This is a genomic window from Cellulomonas sp. GTC20042 (genome assembly GCF_055389595.1).
In genome coordinates this window covers 2,795,917-2,818,412 of record NZ_AP043678.1, presented here as the reverse complement: position 1 = coordinate 2,818,412, position 22,496 = coordinate 2,795,917, and the positions used below count along the sequence as shown (strand labels likewise).

The 22,496-nt window shown below is 72.8% G+C and carries 22 protein-coding genes, 1 tRNA gene and 1 pseudogene; 14 read left to right on the top strand and 10 right to left on the bottom strand.

What is annotated here, in order from left to right; all coding sequences use genetic code 11:
* Window positions 1–10: 10 nt before the first annotated feature.
* Complete coding sequence (locus tag ACZ5HG_RS13090) at window positions 11–1,495, bottom strand: cytochrome ubiquinol oxidase subunit I (RefSeq protein WP_464176940.1); 1,485 nt, start codon at window positions 1,493–1,495, stop codon at window positions 11–13.
* Between the two features lie 314 nt (window positions 1,496–1,809).
* Here ACZ5HG_RS13090 and ACZ5HG_RS13085 point away from each other — a divergent pair, with 314 nt between their 5' ends.
* The 13 genes from ACZ5HG_RS13085 to ACZ5HG_RS13025 all read left to right on the top strand — a co-directional run bounded on the left by ACZ5HG_RS13085 (window position 1,810) and on the right by ACZ5HG_RS13025 (window position 14,887).
* A complete protein-coding gene (locus tag ACZ5HG_RS13085) occupies window positions 1,810–5,493 on the top strand; it encodes an Rne/Rng family ribonuclease (RefSeq protein ID WP_464176938.1) in 3,684 nt (1,227 codons plus the stop codon).
* A gap of 259 nt (window positions 5,494–5,752) precedes the next feature.
* A complete protein-coding gene (rplU, locus tag ACZ5HG_RS13080; protein WP_464182157.1) occupies window positions 5,753–6,061 on the top strand; it encodes a 50S ribosomal protein L21 in 309 nt (102 codons plus the stop codon).
* A 63-nt stretch (window positions 6,062–6,124) separates the two neighbouring features.
* The gene (rpmA, locus tag ACZ5HG_RS13075; protein ID WP_464176936.1) at window positions 6,125–6,379 is read left to right on the top strand and encodes a 50S ribosomal protein L27; all 255 of its coding nucleotides are present in this window, start codon (window positions 6,125–6,127) and stop codon (window positions 6,377–6,379) included.
* A gap of 90 nt (window positions 6,380–6,469) precedes the next feature.
* Window positions 6,470–7,984: a GTPase ObgE gene (gene obgE, locus ACZ5HG_RS13070; protein WP_464176934.1), complete on the top strand. Its 1,515-nt coding sequence runs from the start codon at window positions 6,470–6,472 to the stop codon at window positions 7,982–7,984.
* Window positions 7,985–8,051: 67 nt separating this feature from the next.
* Complete coding sequence (gene proB, locus ACZ5HG_RS13065) at window positions 8,052–9,221, top strand: glutamate 5-kinase (protein ID WP_464176932.1); 1,170 nt, start codon at window positions 8,052–8,054, stop codon at window positions 9,219–9,221.
* 80 nt (window positions 9,222–9,301) lie between these two features.
* Complete coding sequence (locus ACZ5HG_RS13060; RefSeq protein WP_464176930.1) at window positions 9,302–10,672, top strand: glutamate-5-semialdehyde dehydrogenase; 1,371 nt, start codon at window positions 9,302–9,304, stop codon at window positions 10,670–10,672.
* A 58-nt stretch (window positions 10,673–10,730) separates the two neighbouring features.
* A complete protein-coding gene (locus ACZ5HG_RS13055; RefSeq protein WP_464176928.1) occupies window positions 10,731–10,883 on the top strand; it encodes a hypothetical protein in 153 nt (50 codons plus the stop codon).
* 38 nt (window positions 10,884–10,921) lie between these two features.
* Complete coding sequence (gene nadD / locus ACZ5HG_RS13050) at window positions 10,922–11,524, top strand: nicotinate-nucleotide adenylyltransferase (protein WP_464176926.1); 603 nt, start codon at window positions 10,922–10,924, stop codon at window positions 11,522–11,524.
* Window positions 11,521–13,215, top strand: coding sequence for a hypothetical protein (locus tag ACZ5HG_RS13045; protein ID WP_464176924.1), 1,695 nt, complete (start codon window positions 11,521–11,523; stop codon window positions 13,213–13,215). The genes nadD and ACZ5HG_RS13045 overlap by 4 nt, the downstream gene beginning before the upstream one ends.
* 57 nt (window positions 13,216–13,272) lie before the next feature.
* On the top strand, window positions 13,273–13,671 hold the full coding sequence (gene rsfS, locus ACZ5HG_RS13040) for a ribosome silencing factor (protein WP_464176922.1): 399 nt from the start codon (window positions 13,273–13,275) through the stop codon (window positions 13,669–13,671).
* On the top strand, window positions 13,668–14,363 hold the full coding sequence (locus ACZ5HG_RS13035; protein WP_464176920.1) for a histidine phosphatase family protein: 696 nt from the start codon (window positions 13,668–13,670) through the stop codon (window positions 14,361–14,363). The genes rsfS and ACZ5HG_RS13035 overlap by 4 nt, the downstream gene beginning before the upstream one ends.
* A gap of 87 nt (window positions 14,364–14,450) precedes the next feature.
* Window positions 14,451–14,526 (top strand) — tRNA-Ala (locus ACZ5HG_RS13030).
* A gap of 118 nt (window positions 14,527–14,644) precedes the next feature.
* A complete protein-coding gene (locus ACZ5HG_RS13025) occupies window positions 14,645–14,887 on the top strand; it encodes a hypothetical protein (RefSeq protein ID WP_464176918.1) in 243 nt (80 codons plus the stop codon).
* A 315-nt stretch (window positions 14,888–15,202) separates the two neighbouring features.
* Here ACZ5HG_RS13025 and ACZ5HG_RS13020 read toward each other — a convergent pair.
* The 9 genes and pseudogenes from ACZ5HG_RS13020 to ACZ5HG_RS12980 all read right to left on the bottom strand — a co-directional run.
* Window positions 15,203–16,267, bottom strand: a pseudogene (locus tag ACZ5HG_RS13020) (recombinase family protein); the annotation flags it as partial.
* Window positions 16,268–16,358: 91 nt separating this feature from the next.
* Complete coding sequence (locus ACZ5HG_RS13015; protein WP_464176916.1) at window positions 16,359–16,808, bottom strand: hypothetical protein; 450 nt, start codon at window positions 16,806–16,808, stop codon at window positions 16,359–16,361.
* A 20-nt stretch (window positions 16,809–16,828) separates the two neighbouring features.
* Window positions 16,829–17,626, bottom strand: coding sequence for a replication-relaxation family protein (locus ACZ5HG_RS13010; protein WP_464176914.1), 798 nt, complete (start codon window positions 17,624–17,626; stop codon window positions 16,829–16,831).
* 166 nt (window positions 17,627–17,792) lie between these two features.
* Window positions 17,793–19,919 carry a type IV secretory system conjugative DNA transfer family protein gene (locus ACZ5HG_RS13005; protein WP_464176912.1) on the bottom strand — a complete coding sequence of 709 codons (2,127 nt, stop codon included), beginning with the start codon at window positions 19,917–19,919 and terminating at the stop codon, window positions 17,793–17,795.
* 17 nt (window positions 19,920–19,936) lie between these two features.
* On the bottom strand, window positions 19,937–20,131 hold the full coding sequence (locus ACZ5HG_RS13000; protein ID WP_464176910.1) for a hypothetical protein: 195 nt from the start codon (window positions 20,129–20,131) through the stop codon (window positions 19,937–19,939).
* A 34-nt stretch (window positions 20,132–20,165) separates the two neighbouring features.
* A complete protein-coding gene (locus ACZ5HG_RS12995; RefSeq protein ID WP_464176908.1) occupies window positions 20,166–20,363 on the bottom strand; it encodes a hypothetical protein in 198 nt (65 codons plus the stop codon).
* A gap of 15 nt (window positions 20,364–20,378) precedes the next feature.
* Window positions 20,379–21,077, bottom strand: a complete 699-nt coding sequence (locus ACZ5HG_RS12990; RefSeq protein WP_464176906.1) for an MT-A70 family methyltransferase — start codon at window positions 21,075–21,077, stop codon at window positions 20,379–20,381.
* A gap of 309 nt (window positions 21,078–21,386) precedes the next feature.
* A complete protein-coding gene (locus ACZ5HG_RS12985) occupies window positions 21,387–21,593 on the bottom strand; it encodes a hypothetical protein (protein ID WP_464176904.1) in 207 nt (68 codons plus the stop codon).
* Entirely contained in the window at window positions 21,590–21,910 is a 321-nt protein-coding gene (locus ACZ5HG_RS12980; RefSeq protein WP_464176902.1) for a hypothetical protein, read from the bottom strand. Before ACZ5HG_RS12980 ends, ACZ5HG_RS12985 begins: the two co-directional genes overlap by 4 nt.
* 371 nt (window positions 21,911–22,281) lie before the next feature.
* On the opposite strand from ACZ5HG_RS12980, the gene ACZ5HG_RS12975 reads away from it, so the two are divergent.
* Window positions 22,282–22,461: a hypothetical protein gene (locus tag ACZ5HG_RS12975; protein WP_464176900.1), complete on the top strand. Its 180-nt coding sequence runs from the start codon at window positions 22,282–22,284 to the stop codon at window positions 22,459–22,461.
* Window positions 22,462–22,496 lie beyond the last annotated feature (35 nt).

The window sequence follows — 22,496 nt, the reverse complement described above, 5'->3', positions numbered from 1 at the left end:
CGATCCTCTCTCAGTAGGCGAACGACAGCGGGCGCTCTGCCGCGTCGGGATCGTTCGGGTCGGGCTTGTTGTCCGGGTTGTCCGGGCTGTAGTCCTTCTCGACGTCGGCGACGCCCTCGACGGCGTAGCGCTTCATCAGGCGGAACCAGAACACCGCGAGCACGCCGTAGACCAGCGTGAAGGCCACCATCGAGATGATCACGGTGGTCGGGCTGACCACGGTGGACACGCCGCGCTGGGTGAGCAGCCACACGCCGTCCACGCCGTCCGGGTTCGGGGCGACCACCCAGGGCTGGCGGCCCATCTCGGTGAAGATCCAGCCGAAGGCCGAGGCGAGGAAGGGTGTCGGGATGGCCCAGATGCCGATGCGGGCGAGCCACGTGCTGTCCGAGACGCGGCCCTTGCGGGTGAACCACAGCGCCGCCAGGGCGAGCGCCACCGAGCCCGCCGCGAAGCCGATCATCAGGCGGAAGCTCCAGTAGGTGACGGTGAGGTCGGGGATGTAGTCGACGCCCTCGCCGTACTTCTCCTCGTAGCGCTGCTGGAGGTCGTTCACGCCCTCGATCCGCGAGTCGAAGTCGTTGTTCGCGAGGAAGGACGTCAGGCCCGGGATCGAGATGAGGTGCGCGACGCCGTCGCAGTTGTTCGACAGGTCGCCGATCGCCAGGATCGAGAAGGCGGCGCCGTCCTCGGTCTCGCAGAGCGCCTCGGCGGCGGCCATCTTGGTCGGCTGCTGCTCGAACATGAGCTGGCCCTGCGCGTGACCGGTGATGCCGAGGCCGATGCCCGCCACGAGCATGGTGAACACGCCGAGCATGACCGCCGGGCGGTACACGGTGCGGGCCTTGTCGGCGTCGCCCTTGCGGACCAGGCGCACCATCCACCAGGCGGCGATGCCGGCGACGAAGGTGCCCGCGGTGAGGAACGCGGCGGTGACGGTGTGCGGGAACGCGGCCAGCAGGGTGCTGTTGGTCAGCACGGCGACGACGTCGGTCATCTCCGCGCGGCCGGTCTCGGTGTTGAAGGTCGTGCCGACCGGGTGCTGCATCCAGGAGTTCGCCGCGAGGATGAAGTACGCGGACAGGTTCACCGCGATGGCGACGGCCCAGATGCAGGCCAGGTGGATCTTCTTGGGCAGCTTGTCCCAGCCGAAGATCCACAGGCCGAGGAACGTCGACTCCACGAAGAACGCGGCCAGCGCCTCCATGGCGAGCGGCGCGCCGAAGACGTCGCCGACGAACCGGGAGTACTCGCTCCAGTTCATGCCGAACTGGAACTCCTGCACGATGCCGGTCGCGATGCCGATCGCGAAGTTGATCAGCATGAGCTTGCCGAAGAACTTCGTGAGGCGCAGCCAGGCGTCGTTGCCGGTGCGGACCCAGATGGTCTGCATGATCGCGACGAGGGGTGCGAGCCCGATCGTCAGCGGGACGAAGATGAAGTGGTAGACGGTGGTGACACCGAACTGCCAGCGTGCCAGGTCGAGGGCGTCCACGGGGGGCTCCGTCCAGAGTGCTGAGGCGGGTGTTGTGGGCCGATAGGCCTAGGTGCAGGCCCGATCCGAAGGTATTGCGCCGCGGTTCACAAGCCTAGGACAAAGGTCCCGTGATCTGACACCGTGTCGCTTCGTCGTGACGCGGCACACACGCGTGATCTAGGGCACTGTGCGATACTCGTCGTGGTCTTGCGGGAACCACACACCCCGTGAGCCCTGACTGTGCCCGCCGCAGCAGCGCACCGCGCTCGCCAGGCGCCGCCCGGCCGCTCGCCCCACGGGGTCGCGAGGAGCCAGGGCAGGCGATGGCGCCGATGCCTGCGCAGCGGAGCGACAACGACGACTTCCGTCGCCGCGGGGACGCGAGCGACGACCGACCGCCCGACGGGCGCCGTGACGTGTGGACGGCACCCCCGGGCACGCAGGAGCACCATCTCGTGACGCTCGACACCACCCCCGAGGGCACCAGCACCGCAGCGACCACGGGGGAGGCCGCCGCCGAGGCGCCGACCAAGCCCGCCCGCCGCAGCCGGCGCGCCACCTCCTCCGGCAAGGCGCCCGCCGCCCCCGCCACCGACGCGACGGCCGCGCCCGCCGAGACCCCGGCTCCGGCCGAGGCCGCTGCCGAGGCGCCGAAGAAGCCGGCCCGCCGCACCCGCAAGAAGGCCGAGCCGGTCGCCGACACGCTCGAGGCCGCCGTGGACGCCCCGGTCGAGACCGTCGTGGCCGCCACGCCGGCCGCCGAGACCGGGCCCGCCGCGGCCGAGGCGCCGAAGAAGCCGGCCCGTCGCCGTGCCACCCGCACCGTCGCCGCGCCGGCCGAGCCGGTGGCCGAGGCCGCACCGACCCAGGCTGCGGCCACGACCGCGCCGGTGGCTGCCGAGGCCCCGGTCGCCGAGACCCCCGCCGCCGACGCCGCTCCGGCGCAGGACGCCGCCGAGGTGCCGAAGAAGCCGGCGCGTCGTCGCGCCACCCGCACCGCCGCCGCGCCGGCCGAGCCGGTCGCCGAGACGCCGGTCGCCGAGGCCGCTCCCGCGCCCGCCGCCGGGGTCGCGCCCGTCGAGGCTGCCCCCGCCGAGGTCGCACCCGCCGAGGCCGCGCCGGAGAAGCCCGCCCGTCGCTCGCGCCGTGCCACCCGCCCGGCCGCCTCCGCCGAGGCCCCCGCCGCCCCCGCCCCCGTGGCGGAGCCCGTCGTCGAGGACGAGGAGGTCGAGGAGGAGACCGCCGAGGTCGCCGCGCCGGCCCCCGCCCCCGCGCTGGACGTGATCGCCGAGCTCGGCACCCCGCAGCAGCAGCCCTCCGGCGAGCAGGGCCGTGCCGCCCAGGCGCGCCTGGCCACCACCGCGCTGCTGTTCCAGGCGCCCGAGGCCCGCCCGCGTCGTCGTCGCGCCTCCGCGCCGTCCGGCTCGCCGGAGGCGATCTCCGCCGCCGCGCACGCCGAGCCGGTCGTCGAGGAGCCCACCGCTGCTGCCGAGGAGGTCACGCCGGAGCAGGCCGAGGCCCCCACCGGGGCGCGCCGCTCGCGCGGTCGTCGCGGCTCGCGCGGCCAGCGCAGCGCCCAGCCCGCCGCCGACGCCACCGAGGTCGCCGAGGGCGACGCGACGGACACGGCCGAGGACGAGGCCGTCGACGCCCTGGTGCCCGCCGGTGGCGTCGAGGCGGAGGACGCCGAGCAGGAGGACGTCGACACCGCCGAGCAGGACGAGGACGACGCCCAGCAGTCCCCGCGTCGTCGCCGCCGTCGTGGCGGCCGTGGTCGTCGCTCCCGCGCCGCCGGCGAGGGTGAGGACGAGGGCGCCGAGGACGAGGCCGGCGAGCAGGCCACGGACGGCGCGGAGGACGCCGAGGGCGCCGACGAGGCCGAGGACGAGTCCGCCGACGCGGGGGAGGAGGGCGGCAGCAGCCGTCGTCGCCGCCGTCGCCGCCGCTCCGGCCGGGGTGGTGACGGCGAGGGCGAGCCCAGCGGCTCCACCTCCTCCTCGCGCCGCTCCAGCAGCCGTTCGGACGAGGTGACCGCCCTGCGCGGGTCCACCCGCCTGGAGGCCAAGCGCCAGCGCCGCCGTGAGGGTCGCGACGCCGGCCGCCGCCGTCAGATCATCACCGAGGCCGAGTTCCTGGCCCGCCGCGAGTCGGTCGAGCGGTCGATGGTCGTGCGCGAGTCGAACGGCCGCACGCAGATCGCCGTGCTCGAGGACGGCGTGCTGGTCGAGCACTACGTCTCCCGCCAGGCCCAGGTGTCGATGGCCGGCAACGTCTACCTCGGCCGGGTGCAGAACGTGCTCCCGAGCATGGAGGCCGCGTTCGTCGACGTCGGCAAGGGCCGCAACGCCGTGCTCTACGCCGGTGAGGTCAACTGGGACGCCGCCGGTCTGGACAGCGGCCAGCCGCGCCGGATCGAGCAGGCGCTCAAGTCGGGCGACTCGGTGCTGGTGCAGGTCACCAAGGACCCGATCGGCCACAAGGGCGCCCGCCTGACCTCGCAGATCACCCTGGCCGGCCGGTACCTGGTCTACGTGCCGGGCGGCGGCATGACCGGCATCAGCCGCAAGCTGCCGGAGAACGAGCGTGCCCGCCTCAAGAAGATCCTGCGCGAGGCCGTCCCGGACTCCGCCGGCGTGATCGTGCGCACGGCGGCCGAGGGGGCCAGCGAGGAGGAGCTGCGCGCCGACATCGTCCGGCTGCAGAGCCAGTGGGAGGCGATCGAGAAGAAGGCGAAGACCGCCTCCGCCCCGACGCTGCTCCAGGGCGAGCCGGACCTGGCGATCCGCGTGGTCCGCGACATCTTCAACGACGACTTCTCCTCCCTGGTCGTCCAGGGCGACGAGGCGTGGTCCACCGTCTCCGGCTACGTCGGCGAGCTGGCCCCGGACCTGGCCGAGCGGGTCACCCGCTGGACCGGCCAGGGCGACGTCTTCGCGGCGCACCGGGTGGACGAGCAGCTCGCCAAGGGCATGGACCGCAAGGTCTGGCTGCCGTCCGGCGGCTCGCTGGTGATCGACCGCACCGAGGCCATGACCGTGGTCGACGTGAACACCGGCAAGTTCACCGGCGCCGGTGGCACGCTGGAGGAGACCGTCACCCGCAACAACCTGGAGGCGGCGGAGGAGATCGTCCGTCAGCTCCGGCTGCGGGACATCGGCGGCATCATCGTCATCGACTTCATCGACATGGTGCTCGAGTCCAACCGTGACCTGGTGCTGCGCCGTCTGGTGGAGTGCCTGGGCCGTGACCGGACCAAGCACCAGGTGGCGGAGGTCACCTCGCTCGGCCTGGTGCAGATGACCCGCAAGCGCGTGGGCCAGGGCCTGGTCGAGGCGTTCTCGGAGACCTGCGAGCACTGCAACGGCCGCGGCTTCGTCGTGCACACCGACCCGGTGGAGAAGAACTCCCGTCCGGACGCCGGGGCGCCCCAGCAGCCGGCCGCCGAGGGCGAGTCCAAGCGGGCGCGTCGCAAGCGTGGCGGTGCCAAGGAGCAGCCGGCGGCCACGACCCCTGCCCCCGCGGTGCCGGTGCTGCCCGAGGCGCGCGAGGCCGTGAAGGCGACCCTGGCGACCATCGCCGCGGCGGCCGCCCACGCGCACGTCCACGACGAGGAGCCGGGTGCCGAGGCCCCGGCGGCCCCGGCCGAGCAGGCGGCCCCCGAGGCCCCGGTGGCCGTGCAGGTCGTGGTCGCGGAGCAGCCGGAGACGGTGACCGAGGTCACGCCGGCCGAGGAGCCCGCCACGGCACCCGCGCGGCGTCGTCGGGCCACCCGTGCCCGCGGCTCGGCCGAGCAGCGCCCCGCCGAGGCACGCGGCGCCGAGCCGGTGCTGGACGTGCTGGCCGCCCTGGGCGACCTCGCCCCGCGCACGACGCCCGTGACCAGCACGGACGCCGCCGACGAGCCCGAGGGTGCCGCGACGCCCGCCGGTGGCGGGGCGCAGCGCCTCGAGCTCAACCTGGTGGACCCCCGCCTGTTCGACCTCCCGGAGGGGGCCGAGGAGGACCAGGACTCCTGATCCGGGCCCGTCCCCGAGGGCCGTGGTTTGACCCTCGGGGACGGGAGTCCGTATCCTTGATCGTCGGTGCGTCGGCACGGGGACTTTCCCAGCAACGGTGCGCCGCTCGTGCGTGCCGCCGTCCGGCGCCGACGTCCCCGAGTTTCGCAGCCACGGCTGTGGCGCGCCGGGGTCGGCAGCAAGACGGCCGGCACCGCGCCGTACAGGCCCTTCCGGGCCGCAGTGACCTGAAGTTCGACGAGCAGAGATGAGCATCAACGTGGTGTACGCGATCGTGAAGGCCGGCGGCCGTCAGGAGAAGGTCGCCGTCGGCGACGTCGTCGTCGTCGACCGCATCGCGGCGGCGGCCGGGGCGACTGTCGAGCTGCCCGCGCTCCTGCTCGTCGACGGCACCACCGTGACGACCGACGCCGGCAAGCTGGCCAAGGTCAAGGTCACCGCCGAGGTCGTCCAGGCCGAGAAGGGGCCGAAGATCGACATCCTGCGGTACAAGAACAAGACCGGCTACCGCCGTCGTCAGGGTCACCGCCAGGCGCTGACCCGCCTCAAGGTCACCGGCATCAAGTGACCTCCCGCGGGCCCCGGCCCGTGGAACGACCCCCGATCAGCACCGCAGGAAAGCAGGCCTGAGATGGCACACAAGAAGGGCGCGAGCTCCTCGCGCAACGGTCGTGACTCCAACGCGCAGCGCCTGGGCGTGAAGCGCTTCGGTGGCCAGGTCGTCAACGCCGGCGAGATCATCGTCCGCCAGCGCGGCACCCACTTCCACCCCGGCGTGAACGTCGGCCGCGGCAAGGACGACACCCTGTTCGCCCTGGCCCCCGGCGCCGTCCAGTTCGGCACCCGTCGTGGCCGCAAGGTCATCGACATCGTGGTCGCCGGCTGACGCCACCCGCACCTCGGACGAGGGGCGCACCGCTGGGCGGTGCGCCCCTTCTCCATGTGATCTGAACACCTGACCAGGAAGGACGCCGACATGGCCGCGTTCGTCGACCGCGTGGTGCTGCACGCCTCGGGCGGAGACGGCGGCCACGGCTGTGCGTCCATCCACCGGGAGAAGTTCAAGCCGCTGGCCGGCCCCGACGGGGGCAACGGCGGCAACGGGGGCAGCGTGCTGCTCGTGGTGGACCCGCAGGTCACCACCCTGCTCGACTACCACCACGCCCCGCACCGGCACGCGCCCTCGGGCTCGCAGGGCATGGGCGACCACCGGCAGGGCGCGATCGGGCAGGACCTGGTGCTCGGCGTGCCCGACGGCACCGTCGTGAAGTCCACCGACGGCGAGGTGCTCGCCGACCTGGTGGGCGTGGGCGCCTCCTTCGTGGTGGCCCAGGGCGGCCACGGCGGCCTCGGCAACGCCGCGCTGTCCTCCCCGCGCCGCAAGGCCCCCGGCTTCGCGCTGCTCGGCGAGGAGGGCGAGGCCCGCGACGTCGTGCTCGAGCTCAAGACGATCGCGGACGTCGCGCTGGTCGGCTTCCCGAGCGCCGGCAAGTCCAGCCTGGTCGCGGCCATGTCCGCCGCGCGGCCCAAGATCGCCGACTACCCGTTCACCACGCTGGTGCCGAACCTGGGCGTCGTGCAGGCCGGCGACGCGCGCTACACGGTCGCCGACGTGCCGGGCCTGATCCCCGGCGCCTCCGAGGGCAAGGGCCTCGGCCTGGAGTTCCTGCGGCACGTCGAGCGGTGCGCCGTGCTGGTGCACGTGCTGGACTGCGCCACGCTGGAGCCCGGCCGCGACCCGCTGACCGACCTGGACGTGATCGAGGCCGAGCTCGCCGCGTACTCCGGCGACCTGGGCATCGAGGGTGGCCGTGTGCCGCTGACCGAGCGTCCGCGCCTGGTGGTGCTGAACAAGATCGACGTGCCCGAGGCCCGTGAGCTCGCCGAGCTGGTGCGCCCCGAGCTGGAGGCCCGCGGCCTGCGGGTGTTCGAGATCTCCACCGCCAGCCACGAGGGCATGCGCCCGCTGACCTTCGCGCTCGCCGAGCTGGTCGACCAGGCCCGCCGCGAGGCGCCCGCCCCGGAGCCGACCCGCGTGGTGCTGCGTCCGCGCGCGGTGGACGAGTCGGGCTTCACCGTGACCCGTCGCCACGACGGCGACCACGAGTTCTTCCAGGTGCGCGGCAGCAAGCCGGAGCGCTGGGTGCGGCAGACCGACTTCACCAACGACGAGGCCGTCGGCTATCTCGCCGACCGGCTGGCCCGCCTGGGCGTCGAGGAGAAGCTGCTGGCCGCGGGTGCCGTCGCCGGTGCCGAGGTCGTGATCGGTGACGGTCCGCGTGCGGTCGTCTTCGACTGGGAGCCCACGCTGCTCACCGGCTCGGAGCTGCTCGGTGGCCCGCGCGGCACCGACATGCGGCTCGAGGAGCGTTCGCGCCCGACCCGTGGCGAGAAGCGCCAGGAGTACAAGGAGCGGATGGACGCCAAGGCCGAGGCCCGCGCCGAGCTGTGGACCGAGCGCGAGGCCGGCCTCTGGACCGACGAGGCCTGAGCCCCGCGTGGGCGCACGGGGTCCGGGGTGCGGACCGCGGACCGGCGCGCGCGGCGATCGGAGGATGATGACCGGCGTGAGTGCCGCTGCGCTGTCCGACCGTCGTCTGCTGCCCGATGTCCACCGCGTGGTGGTCAAGGTCGGCTCCTCCTCGCTGACGGACCCGGCGGGACGGCTCGACCCGGCCCGGCTGCGCGCGCTGGTCGACGTGCTGGCGGCGCGGGTGCTCGGCGGGCACCAGGTGGTGCTGGTCTCCTCCGGCGCCATCGCCACCGGCATGGACCCGCTGGGACTGACCCGGCGCCCGCGCGACCTCGCGACGCAGCAGGCGGCCGCCTCCGTCGGGCAGGGCCTGCTGATCGCCCACTACACGCGCGCCTTCGCCGACCACGGCCTGCGGGTCGGCCAGGTGCTGCTCACCGCGGACGACACCATGCGGCGCGGGCAGTACCGCAACGCGCAGCGCGCGCTCGACCGGCTGCTCGACCTCGGGATCGTGCCGATCGTCAACGAGAACGACACCGTCGCCACCGACGAGATCCGGTTCGGCGACAACGACCGGCTCGCCGCGCTGGTGTCCCACCTGGTGCACGCCGACGCGATGGCGCTGCTCACCGACGTCGACGGGCTGTACACCGGCCCGCCGGACCAGCCGGGCTCCGAGCGGATCGCCCAGGTGCGCGGCCCGAAGGACCTCGAGGGCATCGACGTCAGCGCCAAGGGCAGCCGGGTCGGCACCGGCGGCATGGTCACCAAGCTCGAGTCGGTGGCCATCGCCACCGCGTCCGGCGTGCCGGTGGTGCTGACCTCCGCCGCGCAGGTGGCACCGGCCCTGGACGGGCAGGACGTCGGCACCTGGTTCGCGGCCACCGGTCGGCGGACCTCCACGCGGCTGCTCTGGCTGGCCTACGCGGCGCGCACCCGGGGCCGGCTGGTGCTGGACGAGGGGGCCGTGCGCGCCGTGGTCGAGCGGAAGAAGTCGCTGCTGCCCGCCGGCGTCACCGCCGTGCAGGGGGACTTCGAGGCGGGGGACCCCGTCGAGCTGGTCGACCCGGAGGGCGTGGTCGTGGCGCGGGGGCTGGTCGCGTACTCCGCGGAGGAGGCGCCGGAGCTGCTCGGGCGCTCCACCTCGGACCTCCGCGAGCACCTGGGCAAGGGCTACGACCGCGAGCTGGTGCACCGCGACGACCTGGTGCTCGTGCGCCGATCGGTGCGCCGGGCCCCGGCCGCACGCTGACGCACCGCCCTCACCTGCACTTTCGGGTGGTTCCACCGGCGTCGGCGGACGGGCACAGGGTGCGGGGCTAGGCTGGACGGATGACCACCTCCCTCGACACCCCGGCCGTCGCCGGGGGAGCCCTCGCGCCGACCGGCGGACCCGACGGGACGGCTCCGGCCCCCGTGGTGCCGGCCGTGCCGAGCGCCGAGGTCGCCGAGCAGGTGCTCGACGTCGCGCGTCGCGCCAAGACCGCCTCGCGGGCGCTGGCCGTCGCCAACCGCGCCACCAAGGACGCCGTGCTCGGCGCCATGGCGGACGCCCTGGTGCGCGAGTCCGCACGGATCGTCGCCGCGAACGCCGAGGACCTCGCGCGGGGGAGGGAGAACGGCACCTCCGCCGGGCTGCTCGACCGCCTGGCGCTCACCGAGGGCCGGATCGCCGTGATCGCCGACGCCCTGCGCGAGCTGGCGAGCCTGCCGGACCCGGTCGGCGAGGTCGTCCGCGGGTCGACGCTGCCGAACGGCCTGCGGCTGCGGCAGGTGCGGGTGCCCATGGGCGTGGTCGGGATGATCTACGAGGCCCGCCCGAACGTCACGGTGGACGCCGCCGGCCTCGCGCTGAAGAGCGGCAACGCGGTGATCCTGCGCGGCGGCTCCGCGGCGGCACGCTCCAACGAGGTGATCGTCGACGTGCTGCGCGAGGCGGTGGCCGCCCAGGGGCTGCCCGCCGACCTGGTGCAGTCCATCGACGCCTGGGGCCGTGCCGGCGGCGTCGCGCTGATGCACGCGCGCGGGCTGGTGGACGTGCTGGTGCCGCGCGGCGGCGCCGACCTGATCCGCACCGTCGTCACCGAGGCCACCGTGCCCGTGGTCGAGACCGGCGTCGGCAACGTGCACGTCTACGTGGACGCCAGCGCCGACCCCGCGGTCGCGCTGCCGATCCTGCTGAACTCCAAGACGCAGCGCGTCGGCGTGTGCAACGCCGCCGAGACGCTGCTGGTGCACCGGGACGCCGTCGACGCCTTCCTGCCCGCCGCCCTCGCCGCGCTGGCCGAGGCCGGGGTGACCGTGCACGGCGACGCCGCGACCGCCGCGTCGGCCCCCGCCGGTGTCGAGGTGGTCCCGGCGACCGACGTCGACTGGGCCACCGAGTACCTGTCGCTCGACATCGCCGTGCGCGTGGTGGACGACCTGGACCAGGCGATCGAGCACATCCGCACCTGGACCTCCGGGCACACCGAGGCGATCGTCACCCGTGACCTCGCCGCCTCCGAGCGCTTCGTCGCCGAGCTCGACTCCGCCGCGATCATGGTCAACGCCTCCACGCGGTTCACCGACGGCGGCCAGTTCGGCCTCGGCGCGGAGATCGGCATCTCGACCCAGAAGCTGCACGCCCGCGGTCCGATGGGCCTCGGCGAGCTGACCACGACCAAGTGGATCGTGCACGGGGAGGGTCAGACCCGCCCCTGACCGACTGCTCCACCGTGCGACACTAGACCGATCGTCACCGACCCCCCGGGAGGACCCCGTGAACGCTGCCCTGCGCGCCGCCGAGGTTGCCGCCGAGCACGGCACCGAGCTGCCGTTCTCGCCCGTCGTATTCGGCCTCGCCGGCTTCGGCGCCCTCATCGCCCTGCTGCTCGTCACCTACGCCTTCCGGAGCGTCGGCACGCGTCACTGACGCCTGCCCGCACCGACCGATCGGACCACGACCCGACGATGACGCGACGACGAGCCCGCCTGGGCGTGATGGGTGGCACCTTCGACCCCATCCACCACGGTCACCTCGTCGCCGCCAGCGAGGTCGCCGCGCGGTTCGACCTGGACGAGGTCGTGTTCGTGCCGACCGGGCAGCCGTCCTTCAAGCAGGACCTCGACGTCACGCCCGCCGAGCACCGGTACCTGATGACGGTGATCGCCACCGCGTCCAACCCGCGGTTCACCGTGAGCCGGGCGGACATCGACCGCCCGGGGCTGACGTTCACCGTGGACACCCTGCGCGACCTCGCCGCCGAGCGGCCGGACACCGACCTGATCTTCATCACCGGTGCCGACGCCATCACGCAGATCCTCAGCTGGAAGGACTCCGCCGAGCTGTTCGAGCGCGCCGAGTTCGTCGCGGTCACCCGGCCCGGCCACCAGCTCTCCGTCGACGGCCTGCCCGCCGACCGGGTCAGCCAGTGGGAGATCCCCGCGCTGGCCATCTCCTCGACCGACGTGCGGGCCCGTGCCCGCACCGGCAAGCCCGTCTGGTACCTGGTGCCGGACGGCGTGGTCCAGTACATCGCGAAGCACGGCCTGTACCGAGGAAGTCAGTCATGAGCACACCCGGCACCCCGCTCACCCGACGGGAGCTGCGGGAGCGCGAGGCCGCCCGGCTCGCCGAGGCCGAGGGCGCCGCCGCCCCTGCCCCCGCACGGACGCTGCCCGCACCGGCTCGCGTGGACGCGCCCGGCGCGGCGCCTGCCCGCGTGAGCGCGCCCGCGCCGACCACCCGTGCGGCCGCGCGGGCGCAGAGCCCCGGCGGTGCCCCCGGTCTCGGCGACCCCGCCGCCCCGGCAGCGCGTCCGACCGCGCCCTCCACGCCCGCCGCCGACGCCTCGACCTCCCGTCGCGCGCTGCGCAGCCGCGTGTCGGCGACCGGACCCGACGGCGGCACCACCGACGACGGCCCGTACCGGGTGCCCGGGCTGCAGCCCGACCCGGTGGCGCGGACCCGCCGCTCGATCCGCGAGACGCCCGCGTCCGACGGCGGCGCGCCGGACGGGTGGGCCGCGCGCGCCGACGCCGACGCCGGTGCCGGTGCGGTGCCGGGGCGCCGGGCCGCCTCCTCGGCGCCGGACGGTGCCCGTGGGCCGCTGGCGACCCGTCCGGGCGCTCCGGGCGCGGGCGGTGCTCCCGCCTCCGCCGCGCCGGGCGGGGCGCGTGCCGGTGCCCCGACCTCCTTCCCGCCGGCTCCCGGCACGACCCCCGGCTCCTGGGGCACCGCTCGCACGACCGGCGCGGCCGGTACCGCTGGCGCCCCGAGTGCCTCTGCTGCCGCCCCCGGCGGTCCGATCCGTGGTGCGACCCCGTCCGGTGCCGCGCCGACCGGCTGGCCGGCGACCACGGGCGCGACCAGCCCCACGGCAGGCTCGACCGGCCCCGCGACGGGCACGCCGTCGGGGCGGACCTCCGCGCGCGACCGCTTGGCGGGGACCGGCGCCGGAGCGGGCGCCGCCGGTGCGATCGGCGCCGGTACGGCCGGCAGCGCCGCGGGTGCTGCGACCGCCGCCGGAGCGGCCTCGGCCGCCACCGTCCGGCCCGGTGGCATCGCCCCCGGCACCCCGGGCCTCACCCCGGCGCCGACGCCCACGTCCTTCCTGCCCGGGCGGACCCCGTCGGCGCGGCCCGGCGCACGCCCCGGCTTCCCGCAGACCGGCGCACCCGTCGGCGGGCAGCCGGTCGCGGCCACGTCGCTCGGCACCGTGCAGGCGCCCGCAGGGCACCCGAGCGCCGCGCAGCCCGGCACGTTCCGGCCCGCCGGCACCGCGACGCCCGGGGCTCTCGGCGCGTCCGCAACGCCCGGCTTCGCCCCCGCCGGCGCCGCGTCGGCCACCGCCACCGGCTTCGGCACCGCACCCGCCGGCGCCGCCGGCACCGCAGCGTCCGGCACCGGCACCTTCCTGCCCGCACCCGCGGAGGAGGAGGACGTGCCGGTCCCGCAGTGGCGCTCGCTGCTGCAGGCGATGGCCCCCAAGGAGGAGGCGGCGCCCGCGCGCTCCACCGCCGACGCGGCCGACACCGACACCCACCTGCCGGTGCCCGCGTTCGAGCCGGAGCCGGAGGTCCCCGAGCGGATCCGCCGCCCGCTGCCGTTCACCTGGTTGCAGTGGGTGATCCTGGTGGTCGTCGCGTTCGTGCTCGGCTTCCTGATCTACTCCGTGGCCGACGCCGCGACCTCCCGCGAGGCTCTCGGGCCCGACGTGCCCGCGCTCGCCCTCACCGTGCAGGACGCCAGCCCGGCGCCCTGAGCGCGCGCGGCTCCTGCCACCCAGCCTGTCCCACCCGAATCGAACCCGAGGAGACCCGTGTCGGCATCCGACCGCGCCGTCGAGCTCACCCTGGCGGCCGCCCGTGCCGCCGCCGACCTGAAGGCCGAGGAGATCATCGCGCTGGACGTCAGCGCCCAGCTCGTCCTGACCGACGTGTTCCTGATCGCCTCCGGCACCAACGAGCGGCAGGTCGGCGCGATCGTCGACGCCGTGGAGGAGTCGCTGCACAAGCTCGGCGCCAAGCCGCTGCGCCGCGAGGGCAAGCAGGAGGGCCGCTGGGTCCTCATCGACTTCGGCGAGATCGTGGTGCACGTGCAGCACGCCGAGGACCGCGTGTTCTACGCCCTGGAGCGCCTCTGGAAGGACTGCCCGGTGATCGAGCTGCCGGCCGACCTGCACGGAGGGCCCGCCGAGGGCGACGAGGCGGGGGAGTGACCGCCGGACGCGTCATCCTGTGGCGGCACGGGCGCACCGCGCACAACGCCGCCGCCCGGTTGCAGGGCCAGTCCGACATCCCGCTGGACGAGGTCGGTCGCTGGCAGGCGGCCACGGCCGCCGACGCGCTCGCCGCGCGGTACCGGCCGACCCGGATCGTCGCGTCCGACCTCGGCCGTGCTCGCGCGACCGCGCAGGCGCTCTCCGACCTGGTCGGCCTGCCGGTGCACACGGACGCCCGCGTGCGCGAGCGCTCCTTCGGCGAGTGGGAGGGCATGACGTCGGCGGAGATCGCCGAGCGCTGGCCCGAGCAGCACGCCGCCTGGGTGTCCGGCCGCGAGCCGGAGCGGGTCGGCGCGGAGACCCGCGCGCAGGTGCTGGCCCGCATGGTCGAGGTCGTCACCGAGGAGGCCGCGGCCCTCGACCGCGACGACACGCTGGTGGTCGTCTCGCACGGTGCCGCCATCGCGCTCGGGCTGATCGGTCTGCTGGGTCTGCCCGCCGGGTGGCGGGGGATCACCGGCATGTCCAACGCCCACTGGGCGGAGGTCCAGCCGGCCCGCCCGGGGGCGGGTGTGGACTGGCGTCTGGAGGCCCTGAACCTCGGCCCGACGCATGCGTCCTCGGACTGGAACGCGGGCCCGGACCACCCGCGTGACCAGGTGGAGGACGAGGTGGGCGAACCGGCCTGAGCAGCCGATTCGCACTCCGGGCCTCGGATCACGTATGCTTCTTCACGCCCGCTCAGCGGGTGGAGGAACACCTTCGGGTCGTTCTTCGGGGCTGTGGCGCAGCTGGTAGCGCACCTGCATGGCATGCAGGGGGTCAGGGGTTCGAATCCCCTCAGCTCCACCATGACGCTCTTACTCGAACCCGACACACGAGTAAGCAGCGGTTCGGATAGCAAGTTCAGGGAGAGCCCGCCGGTTTCGGCGGGCTCTTCGTGTGTCTGGGGTCCGGCGGTCCGCGCCGCGTGGCTGACCTGTGCGACGAGGTCGCGGGTGCTGGAGGCGAAGAAGATGCCGTATGGCTCGTTGTACGTGACCTGGATGTGGTGGGTGCCGTCGGTGTCTTCGATCACGTCGATGCGCTGGAAGAGGGTCTGGTTGATCAGGCGGCGGATGTGCTCGGGTGCGGTGCTATAGAGGGTGGCGCAGTGCTGGGCGAGGTCGAGGGCCTGGGTGATGAGCCGGTCGGCTTCGGTGTAGTCGGTTGAGAGGGCGTCCAGGCGGCGGGTGGTGGCGTTGAGCTCGGTGGTGAGCTGTTGCTGCTCGGTGCGCAGCACGTCCAGGGGGATGGCGTCGTTGTAGTGGGCTTCCAGGAGCTTGCGCTGGCGCCGCTGGATGGACAGCTTCGCCTGGTGTAGGTGTTCGCGTTCGGTGTCGGTGTCCTTCCGCAGGAGCTTCAGCCCGGCGCGCAGGAGCGTCTCGAGGGCGGTGCGGAACTCGGGGGTGAGGACGATGCGCTCATACAGATCGGTGATCAGGTCTTCGACGTGGTCGATCTGGATGGAGCGCAGGGTGCAGGTGGTGCGCTTGGAGTGCCGTCCGAGGCAGGCGTAGTAGGGGTAGGTGGTGCCGTGGCGGTTGGTGGTGATCTGCACGATCATCCGGAACCCGCACTGCCCGCAGTACAGGGTGGACTTCAGGTAGTGGTCGTGGGTGATGACGCGTTCGCCGTTGAGTTTGCCGTGCAGGATGGTCTGGACGGTCTCGAAGGTGCCGGGGTCGACCAGCGGTGTGTGCTGTCCGGGGTAGGTCACGCCGCGGTAGGTGACCACCCCGGTGTAGAAGGGGTTGGTCAGGATCCCGTGGACGGTGCGGACCTGCACCGGCGATGAGGCGGTCCGGGCGGTGGCGAGGGTGGTCAGTCCGCGTTCGTTGAGCTCGCGGGTCAGGGTCTTCAACGACCAGTCCCCGCTGGAGTAGGCCTGGAACGCGTACCGGATCAGCGGCGCACGCTGCTCGTCGAGGGTCGCGGTGCGTTCTTCGCGCCCGTTGGTGATCCGCCGGGTGTTGAGGTAACCGAGCGGTGCGCGGGTGATGACGCCGCCGGCTTGGGCCTTCTGGCTCATGCCCTTGATGACCTCGCCGGCGAGGTTGCGGGAGTAGAACTCCGCGATCGAGGACATGATGCCGTGCAGCAGGATCCCGCCGGGGGTCTGGTCGATGTTCTCGCTCGTGGAGACCAGGCGGATGCCGTGGGCGTCGAACCGCTGGTTCAGGGCGACGTCGTCGGCGCGGTTGCGGGCGAGCCGGTCGAGCTTGTGCACGATGACGTAGTCGATCCCCTCGCCTTCTTCGTCGAGGTAGCGCAGCATCTCCTGCAGCGCGGGACGCCGGGTCGTGGTGCCCGAGGCGCCGCGTTCGACGAACTCCTTGACGACCTTCGCACCCATGGCGGCGGCCTTCTTCTTGTTCGCCTCCCGCTGCGCCGGGATCGAGAAGCCCTCCTCGCGACCGCCGCGTTCGGCTTGTTCTCGGGTGGAGACCCGCAGGTAGGACACGGCCCGCTTGATCGTGAACTGCGAGGTCAACGCGGCCAGCGGATCGACGGCGGCGCCAGGTGGTGTGGGGGTGGTTGGTGTGAAGGGCATGTCTCCATTCATGCTCTCTTCGCCCGAAGAGTCCAGTGCGAAATCGCCCTGACCTGCACGTTTATCCACAGGCAGGTCGGTGTGGGCGGGGTCATCGGGCGAAGGCATGGATGAGACCTCCGGCTTCGACGACGTCATACAGGCGCGTGGTGATCCCGCGGAAGGCCGCGTCGGGGTCCCAGGTGAGCAGGCCGTCGGGGATGGCCCAGGTGCGACGGAACTCGGCCAGGGCTCCGCTCCAGCCCATGGCGTCCAGGTGCTCGGCGATCAGGGTCTCGCGGGTGAAGAACGACCCGTGGTGGCTGTCGAGGAAGTCGGCTTCGAGGCTCTCGGAGGTCAGGTCGGTGTCGGGCAGCGTGGTGAACGCCGCGAACGGCGGTCCGTGCTCGGCGTAGAGCGCGACCAGGCGCAGGCGGGCGGTCTCGCTCGTGGCGCGGTCGATCGCCTGGTTGATGAGCTCGGCGGCGTCGGTGCCGGTGGATGTGGGTGGGTGTTCGGGGGCGCGGTGGCGCGGCCCGGTGTCGTGAGGGTGAGACTCCATAGGGGTCCTCCTTTCGGTGTTCAGGTGGTGGTAGGTGGCCCGGTGCGGATCAGCGCGGGCAGCTGGTCCGGGGTGATGACGAGGAACAGGTCGCTCGCGAGCCCCGGCTCGGCAGCCAGGTGGCGTCGTAGCTGGTCTTGGCGGTGGGTGGAGGGGACGAGCCAGACGACCATCGGGAAGGCCCCGGTGGCGTGTTGTTCGGTGTTGGTGCGGCGGTAGCGCTGGTAGGTCCAGCAGGTCGCGACGACCCGGGCCGGGTTCTCCGTGGCCCGGTCGATCTCCAAGAAGTAGCCGTCCCGGTACTGCGGCGAGGTGACGGTCACGTGCAGGTCCGAGCGCAGCGTCACGGGCACGCCGTGGGGGCCGAGGAACCGGCGCCAGCACCCCGGCTCCCCGACCACGTCCGCGGTCGTGCCGGGCAGGGTGCGGATGGTCTCGGTGATCAGGACGCGGGTCTCGGTGATCGCGAGCAGGTGCGCCAGGAACGTCGTGGACGTCAGCTGCGGACGCTGCCTCGCCCGCGACCCGGTCAGGGCTCGGTGCCCGCGGGTGGTCAGCGCCCAGACGGCGGCCTGAGAGCCGCCCTGCCACCCGCCGATGCGGCGCTCGAGGTGCGAGATGAGTCCGGCGTCGTGGAGCGTGGTCAGGTGGCGGGCGGTCTGGCGTAGCGCGGAGCGGTCGCTGCCGTAGGCGGGACGGGTGGCCCGGGCGAGCTGGGCGGTGGTGGCGAACCGGAAGGTGCCCAGCAGGCCCAAGAGTTCGGCGTGGACGGGGTGGGACAGCCGGTCGTCGAACTGGTCGAGGCGGGCCGGGATCACGAACGGACTCCGGGGCCGTGGGGCGGTCGGGGGTGAGCCCACATGGTGGGGTCAGTCACCTCCATGCCCCGCGCCGGGCACGCCCGTGACCGGCCGAAGCGGCGGACGTTCGTCGGGGCGATGCGTCTGCCGGCACGTCTCCCCCTCTGCGCACGGATTGGCGGGGTCATCGGCGGGTTCTCCCGATCGGCGCGTCGTCGTCGGCCTCGTCGACGCCGTTCGTGCCGGGCGTGATGAGGTCGAGGATCGCCTGCTCCGTTTGGGCGGCGGGGACGCCGTAGCGGGTGTGGGAGGCGGCGTAGAGGTCGGCGCCGTCGCCGGTGGCGGGTGGTGCGGGGTGGGTGGCGGTCAGGAACCAGCCGGTAGGCCTGCCGGCTTGGATGAGGTGGGTGTAGGCGTGGAACGGGGGCAGGAGCATGAAGTCCTGCGCCTCCAACCCGGGGGCGCTTCTCGCGGCGGTGGTGGCGTCGGTGCCGCCGAGCCCGAAGTAGACCTTCGAGCGCGCATTCGTCTCCAACGCCTGCCGCATCGCCGGAGACAGCTGCGCCAGGTACTGGTTCGCGACCGTGAACGCCGCCCCGAGGGAACGCGCCTGGGCCAGAGCGTCGGACAGGTCACCGGGCAGGCCGGCGAGGAAGTCGTGGACCTCGTCGATGTAGACGGACACGATGTGCCGGTGCGTCAGAGGTGAGGCTTGGCGGGCCAGGATCCGTGACCACAGCTGCCCGAGCAGCAGCGTGCCGAGCAGCCGGGCGGCATCCGCGCCGAGCAGCCCACGGTTGAGGTTGACGACCACGATCCGCCGCTTCGTGAACAGCTCCCCGACGTCGAAGCGGGGTTCGGATTGTCCCAGGACGGCGCGCAGGCCGGGGCGCAGGATCAGCTGGCGGAGCTTGTTCAGGACCGGAGCGATCTCCTCGGCCTGCTGGTCGGACTTCTTCGTCTCGTAGCGGGCCCAGAACGCCCCCACCCCCAGCGGGTCGTCGACCTGTGCCAGGACACGGCGGCGGAAGGTCGGGTCGGTCAGCAGCGGCGGCAACCACAACAGATTCGCCCCCGGCACCCGGGCGAGGGTCAGGAAGGACGCGGTGAGGATGTCGGCGGAGCGGATGCCCCAGTGCTGGGCGAACAGCGACTGAAACGTCGCCAATAGCGTGTCCGCCGTGACCGCCTCCATCCCGGCCGGGCCGCGCAGCGGGTTGAAGCCCACGGGGGCGGCGTTCGTGGGGTCGATCACGACCACGTCGCCGCGGCGCTTGGCGGGGACGCGGGCGAGGACGTCGGTGGCGAGGTCGCCCTTGGGGTCCAGGACCAGCACGCCGAGCCCGGCGTCCATGTCGGCGGTGATCAGCGAGAGCATCACCGTGGACTTCGCCGACCCCGTCGGCCCCAGCAGGTGCGTGTGGAACGCCGCATCCCGAATCGGCAGACCCACAGGCTCCACCGGGTGGCCGGTGGCGGCGGTCTGCCCGAACACGCGGGCCGTGGTCATGAGCGGGATGTCGGGGATGGTCTGGCGAGGGTGCTCGGGGCCGAGCAGCGGCAGCGGCGCCTCACCCACCGGCCACCCCGTCAACCCCACGACCTCGCCCGAAGACAACGTCAGCGGCCACCGCCACGGGCGGCGCGCCTGATCCAGGTGCGTCGGGGTGTCCAGGTCCAGGCGTAGCCGGGAGGTGGAGGTTTCCAGCACTCGCAACGCCCCGAGCACCTGCTGGGCGAGATGCCGCGCCCGCGCAGCCGTCGCACCGGAGACGCCGACGCGGACCGTGGCGGAGAAGCCATGCAGCCCGTCCCGGCGCGTGTCGGCCGCCGAACGCGGGCCGCTACGGGGGGACTTTGTGGGTCCGCAGATCAGGTCCAGCCAGGCACGCGAGGCCGGCTGACGCTGCAGAGGCCCGCTGTGTCGGCGCCCGAGCAGCAGCTGCACGACCACCTCCTCGCGGCCCTCCAGACGCGTCAGGGCCCCGAACAAGCCCCGCACGGCGGCCGTGACGCGGTCGGGGGACAGGGCCAGGCGCGTGCCGGTCAGCCGCAGCCGCCCCGCCTGTTCCGTGGTCCGACGCACCCGACGCGGTACGTGAGTGCGGGCCGGCAGATGGTCCGCGACCAGGTCGGCCACGGCGTGCACCTTCTCCGGGGCGGCGCCGATCAGCCAGCGGGCGCCGTCCGCGACGGCACGCAGCTCCAGGGCGATCGTCCCGAGGTCGGGGGAGGCCGCCAGCTGCTCCAGGGCGTCATCGGCGGCCTTCCGGGGAACCGCGGCCTGCCACACCACTTCCTGCCACGCCATGCTCGAACTACCCTGATTCATTCTTCCCTCCCCCGGATGTTTGTTTTCTCTGTTTGTTTATGCGCGTCGCGGTTGGTTTCGTCAAGATGTAGGACCAACAACAGCAAGGCTTTGGCGAAAGCTTCACGGTCAATCTCGGTACGCCAAACCGGCACGATCCGATGCCGCGACTGGCGCGTCGGCGTCGGCATCTTGCGGCGGCGGGCAGTCATCGCCCGCCCTCGCCACGCTTGCGGCGGCGGGTGGTCACCAGGTGCGGCGTCGACGCCACCACCACACGCCCACGCTCACCCCGCCGGCCGCGAGGGCGACGATCAGCAGGACCACCCAGATCCGCTCCAGCAGCTGCACGGCGATCACGAGCGCGCAGGCGGCACCCAGGATCCGCAGTGCCCCGTTCAGGAGTCGCCTCGTCCAGGAGGTCGGCGACGAACCGTCCGGCATGCTTGACCCCTCTCATCACGCGGCCCCCTCGGCCGCACCCGTCACGCCCTCGCTCGTGTCGTCCGGCATGCCGGTGCCTGTGGGGTCGGGCTCGGGCGTGGTGCGGGCGTCATCGGCGGGGACCCGGTAGCCCCAGCGGGCCAGTGAGACCGTGGCCTCGCACTCGTTGCCCCAGACGTCCCAGTGCTTGCCCGACGGCGCCGGGCGGCGCGCGAACAGCTCCAGGAACGGGCCGTCCCCGCCGACCATGCGCTCGATGATCTGGTGGATCTCCTCGGGCTTGTGGGAGTGGGCCTGCAGGGCGTGAAAGCCCCAGTTCGGCTGGGACCGGAACGCGACCTTCGTGCCCTTGCCCCGCACCCCGAGCAGCAACAGCTCCCCGGCGTTACGGAACGTGTTGCCCAGGGTGAAGCGCGGCTTGGCCCAGAAGTAGAAGGAGGTGTACCGGAACCCCCAGTCCTCCAGCACCTGGATGCCCAGGGGCACGGTGGCGGTGGTCACCCACAGGAAGCAGAACGCGTTCTCCGCCGCCACCTCACGGATGGCGGCGCCCATGTCGAGGATCTGCCGGTTGCTCATCAGGTCGTAGTGCCGGATGGCTCCCTGCTCCCCGATCTGGCCCACCGACCACGGCGGGTCCGCGTAGACGGCGGTGAAGGTCCCCGACCGGGGCGTGGCGTCGGGGTGGTTGTGATTGGTGTGGTGTTCGGTCATGGGCAGAGTCCTCCTTCGAACATGAGGTAGTAGAAAAGCGACAACGCCACGAACGGCGGTCTAGAACTCAGTAACCGCCAGATGAGTCCGGAGATGAAGAGCAAGACGAAGCGCTTCGTCTCCCGGCGCGACATCCGCTTACGCGGTCGAATGAGGCACAGGGGTGCCATCAGAGGTGATGTTGTGGAATACGCAACGACGCGCGAGCGCAGACGGGCATGAGCCCGGTCTGAAGGTGGTCGGTGGGCCAGGACACCGCAGCCGGACGCGAGGGGCCTCGGTCGGGCTGCGGCGCCCTGGTGCGCCGATCTACGGGCCGTTGCCGCCCGCGGCGCGGCGCATTGCCTCACGGGCCTGCGCGGACACCTGCTGCAGCTGCCACTCGGCCATGCGCTGTTCGGTGGCGACCCGGGTGGCCTCGTCGGTCGGCGAACCCCTGAGCGCGAGCCACGCGAGTACGCACATCGCGACCAGGAGCACGCCGAGGATGATCAGACCGGCCAGCATCGGGGTCACCCGCCGATCCGGCGGGCGGCGTTCATCACGACCGACCCGAGCGCGATCTGCGTCAGGTCCCCGATCGCCACCAGGCGCGCCTGGGCGGCCGGGACGGTCTCGGTCAGGTCGCGCTCGAGCTTGGTCAGCATCGCGATCTCCGTCATCGCTCGCTGACCCACCTGCGCCACCGCCGACGCCCTCGCGGCCTCGACCTCGGCACGGGACTGCACCCGGGCCTGGGACAGACCGGTCTCGGCCACCAGGTGCGTCAGCTGCTGCTGGACCTTGCGGGTCAGCGCCGTCGACGGGCGCTGGAACGGCATCATTTCAGACATGTCTTGGCCTCCTAGTCGAACAGCATGCCGAATGTGGAAAGTTCGTCGATGGTGCCGTCGTCGTGCAGCACGATTTCGACGTCGCAGTCGTCGTCGACGCTCACCTCGCTCCGGTCCTTTTCACGATCCGTCATCGGTCGTCCCTTCATCGATCGCCCGTCGTGACTGACGCGAGCAGTGAATCACCCTGAGGTCTCGTGAGGAATACTTTGAGGAAGCCGTGAATATGGGCTTCGATCTTGCGTCGATCGGAGCACATGTCCCGAGTATTCCGAGATGCCGAATACGGTTGAGCAGGTCGTCGGCGGGCGCTAGGCTGCCAGGAGCCGCCACTTCGGCGGTCCGATTCTCTTGGGAAGAGGGAGACTGTGATGCGGGTCTTGGCGAAGGTTGGATGCGAGGGGAAGAACTGCCCGACGATCTACATGAAGGACGACGAAACCTTGGTTATCCAGGGGTATGTCGCCGACAATCTCTTCTCAACGGACCTCCCGGATGGCGAGCAGGCGGTCGAGATCCCGCTGAGCCTCATTCGGGACCTGGGCCTGTAGGGGCAATCTCGGTCGAGAGTGGGCGGTTGTCTTGA

Excerpts from the sequence above, each read along its gene's own strand:
- ACZ5HG_RS13085 (WP_464176938.1), top strand. The coding sequence starts at position 1,810 with ATGCCTGCGCAGCGGAGCGACAACGACGACTTCCGTCGCCGCGGGGAC.
- rpmA (WP_464176936.1), top strand. The coding sequence starts at position 6,125 with ATGGCACACAAGAAGGGCGCGAGCTCCTCGCGCAACGGTCGTGACTCC.
- obgE (WP_464176934.1), top strand. The coding sequence starts at position 6,470 with ATGGCCGCGTTCGTCGACCGCGTGGTGCTGCACGCCTCGGGCGGAGAC.
- proB (WP_464176932.1), top strand. The coding sequence starts at position 8,052 with ATGACCGGCGTGAGTGCCGCTGCGCTGTCCGACCGTCGTCTGCTGCCC.
- ACZ5HG_RS13060 (WP_464176930.1), top strand. The coding sequence starts at position 9,302 with ATGACCACCTCCCTCGACACCCCGGCCGTCGCCGGGGGAGCCCTCGCG.
- nadD (WP_464176926.1), top strand. The coding sequence starts at position 10,922 with ATGACGCGACGACGAGCCCGCCTGGGCGTGATGGGTGGCACCTTCGAC.
- ACZ5HG_RS13045 (WP_464176924.1), top strand. The coding sequence starts at position 11,521 with ATGAGCACACCCGGCACCCCGCTCACCCGACGGGAGCTGCGGGAGCGC.
- ACZ5HG_RS13015 (WP_464176916.1), bottom strand. The coding sequence starts at position 16,808 with ATGGAGTCTCACCCTCACGACACCGGGCCGCGCCACCGCGCCCCCGAA.
- ACZ5HG_RS13005 (WP_464176912.1), bottom strand. The coding sequence starts at position 19,919 with ATGGCGTGGCAGGAAGTGGTGTGGCAGGCCGCGGTTCCCCGGAAGGCC.
- ACZ5HG_RS13000 (WP_464176910.1), bottom strand. The coding sequence starts at position 20,131 with ATGACTGCCCGCCGCCGCAAGATGCCGACGCCGACGCGCCAGTCGCGG.
- ACZ5HG_RS12995 (WP_464176908.1), bottom strand. The coding sequence starts at position 20,363 with ATGCCGGACGGTTCGTCGCCGACCTCCTGGACGAGGCGACTCCTGAAC.
- ACZ5HG_RS12990 (WP_464176906.1), bottom strand. The coding sequence starts at position 21,077 with ATGACCGAACACCACACCAATCACAACCACCCCGACGCCACGCCCCGG.
- ACZ5HG_RS12980 (WP_464176902.1), bottom strand. The coding sequence starts at position 21,910 with ATGTCTGAAATGATGCCGTTCCAGCGCCCGTCGACGGCGCTGACCCGC.
- ACZ5HG_RS12975 (WP_464176900.1), top strand. The coding sequence starts at position 22,282 with ATGCGGGTCTTGGCGAAGGTTGGATGCGAGGGGAAGAACTGCCCGACG.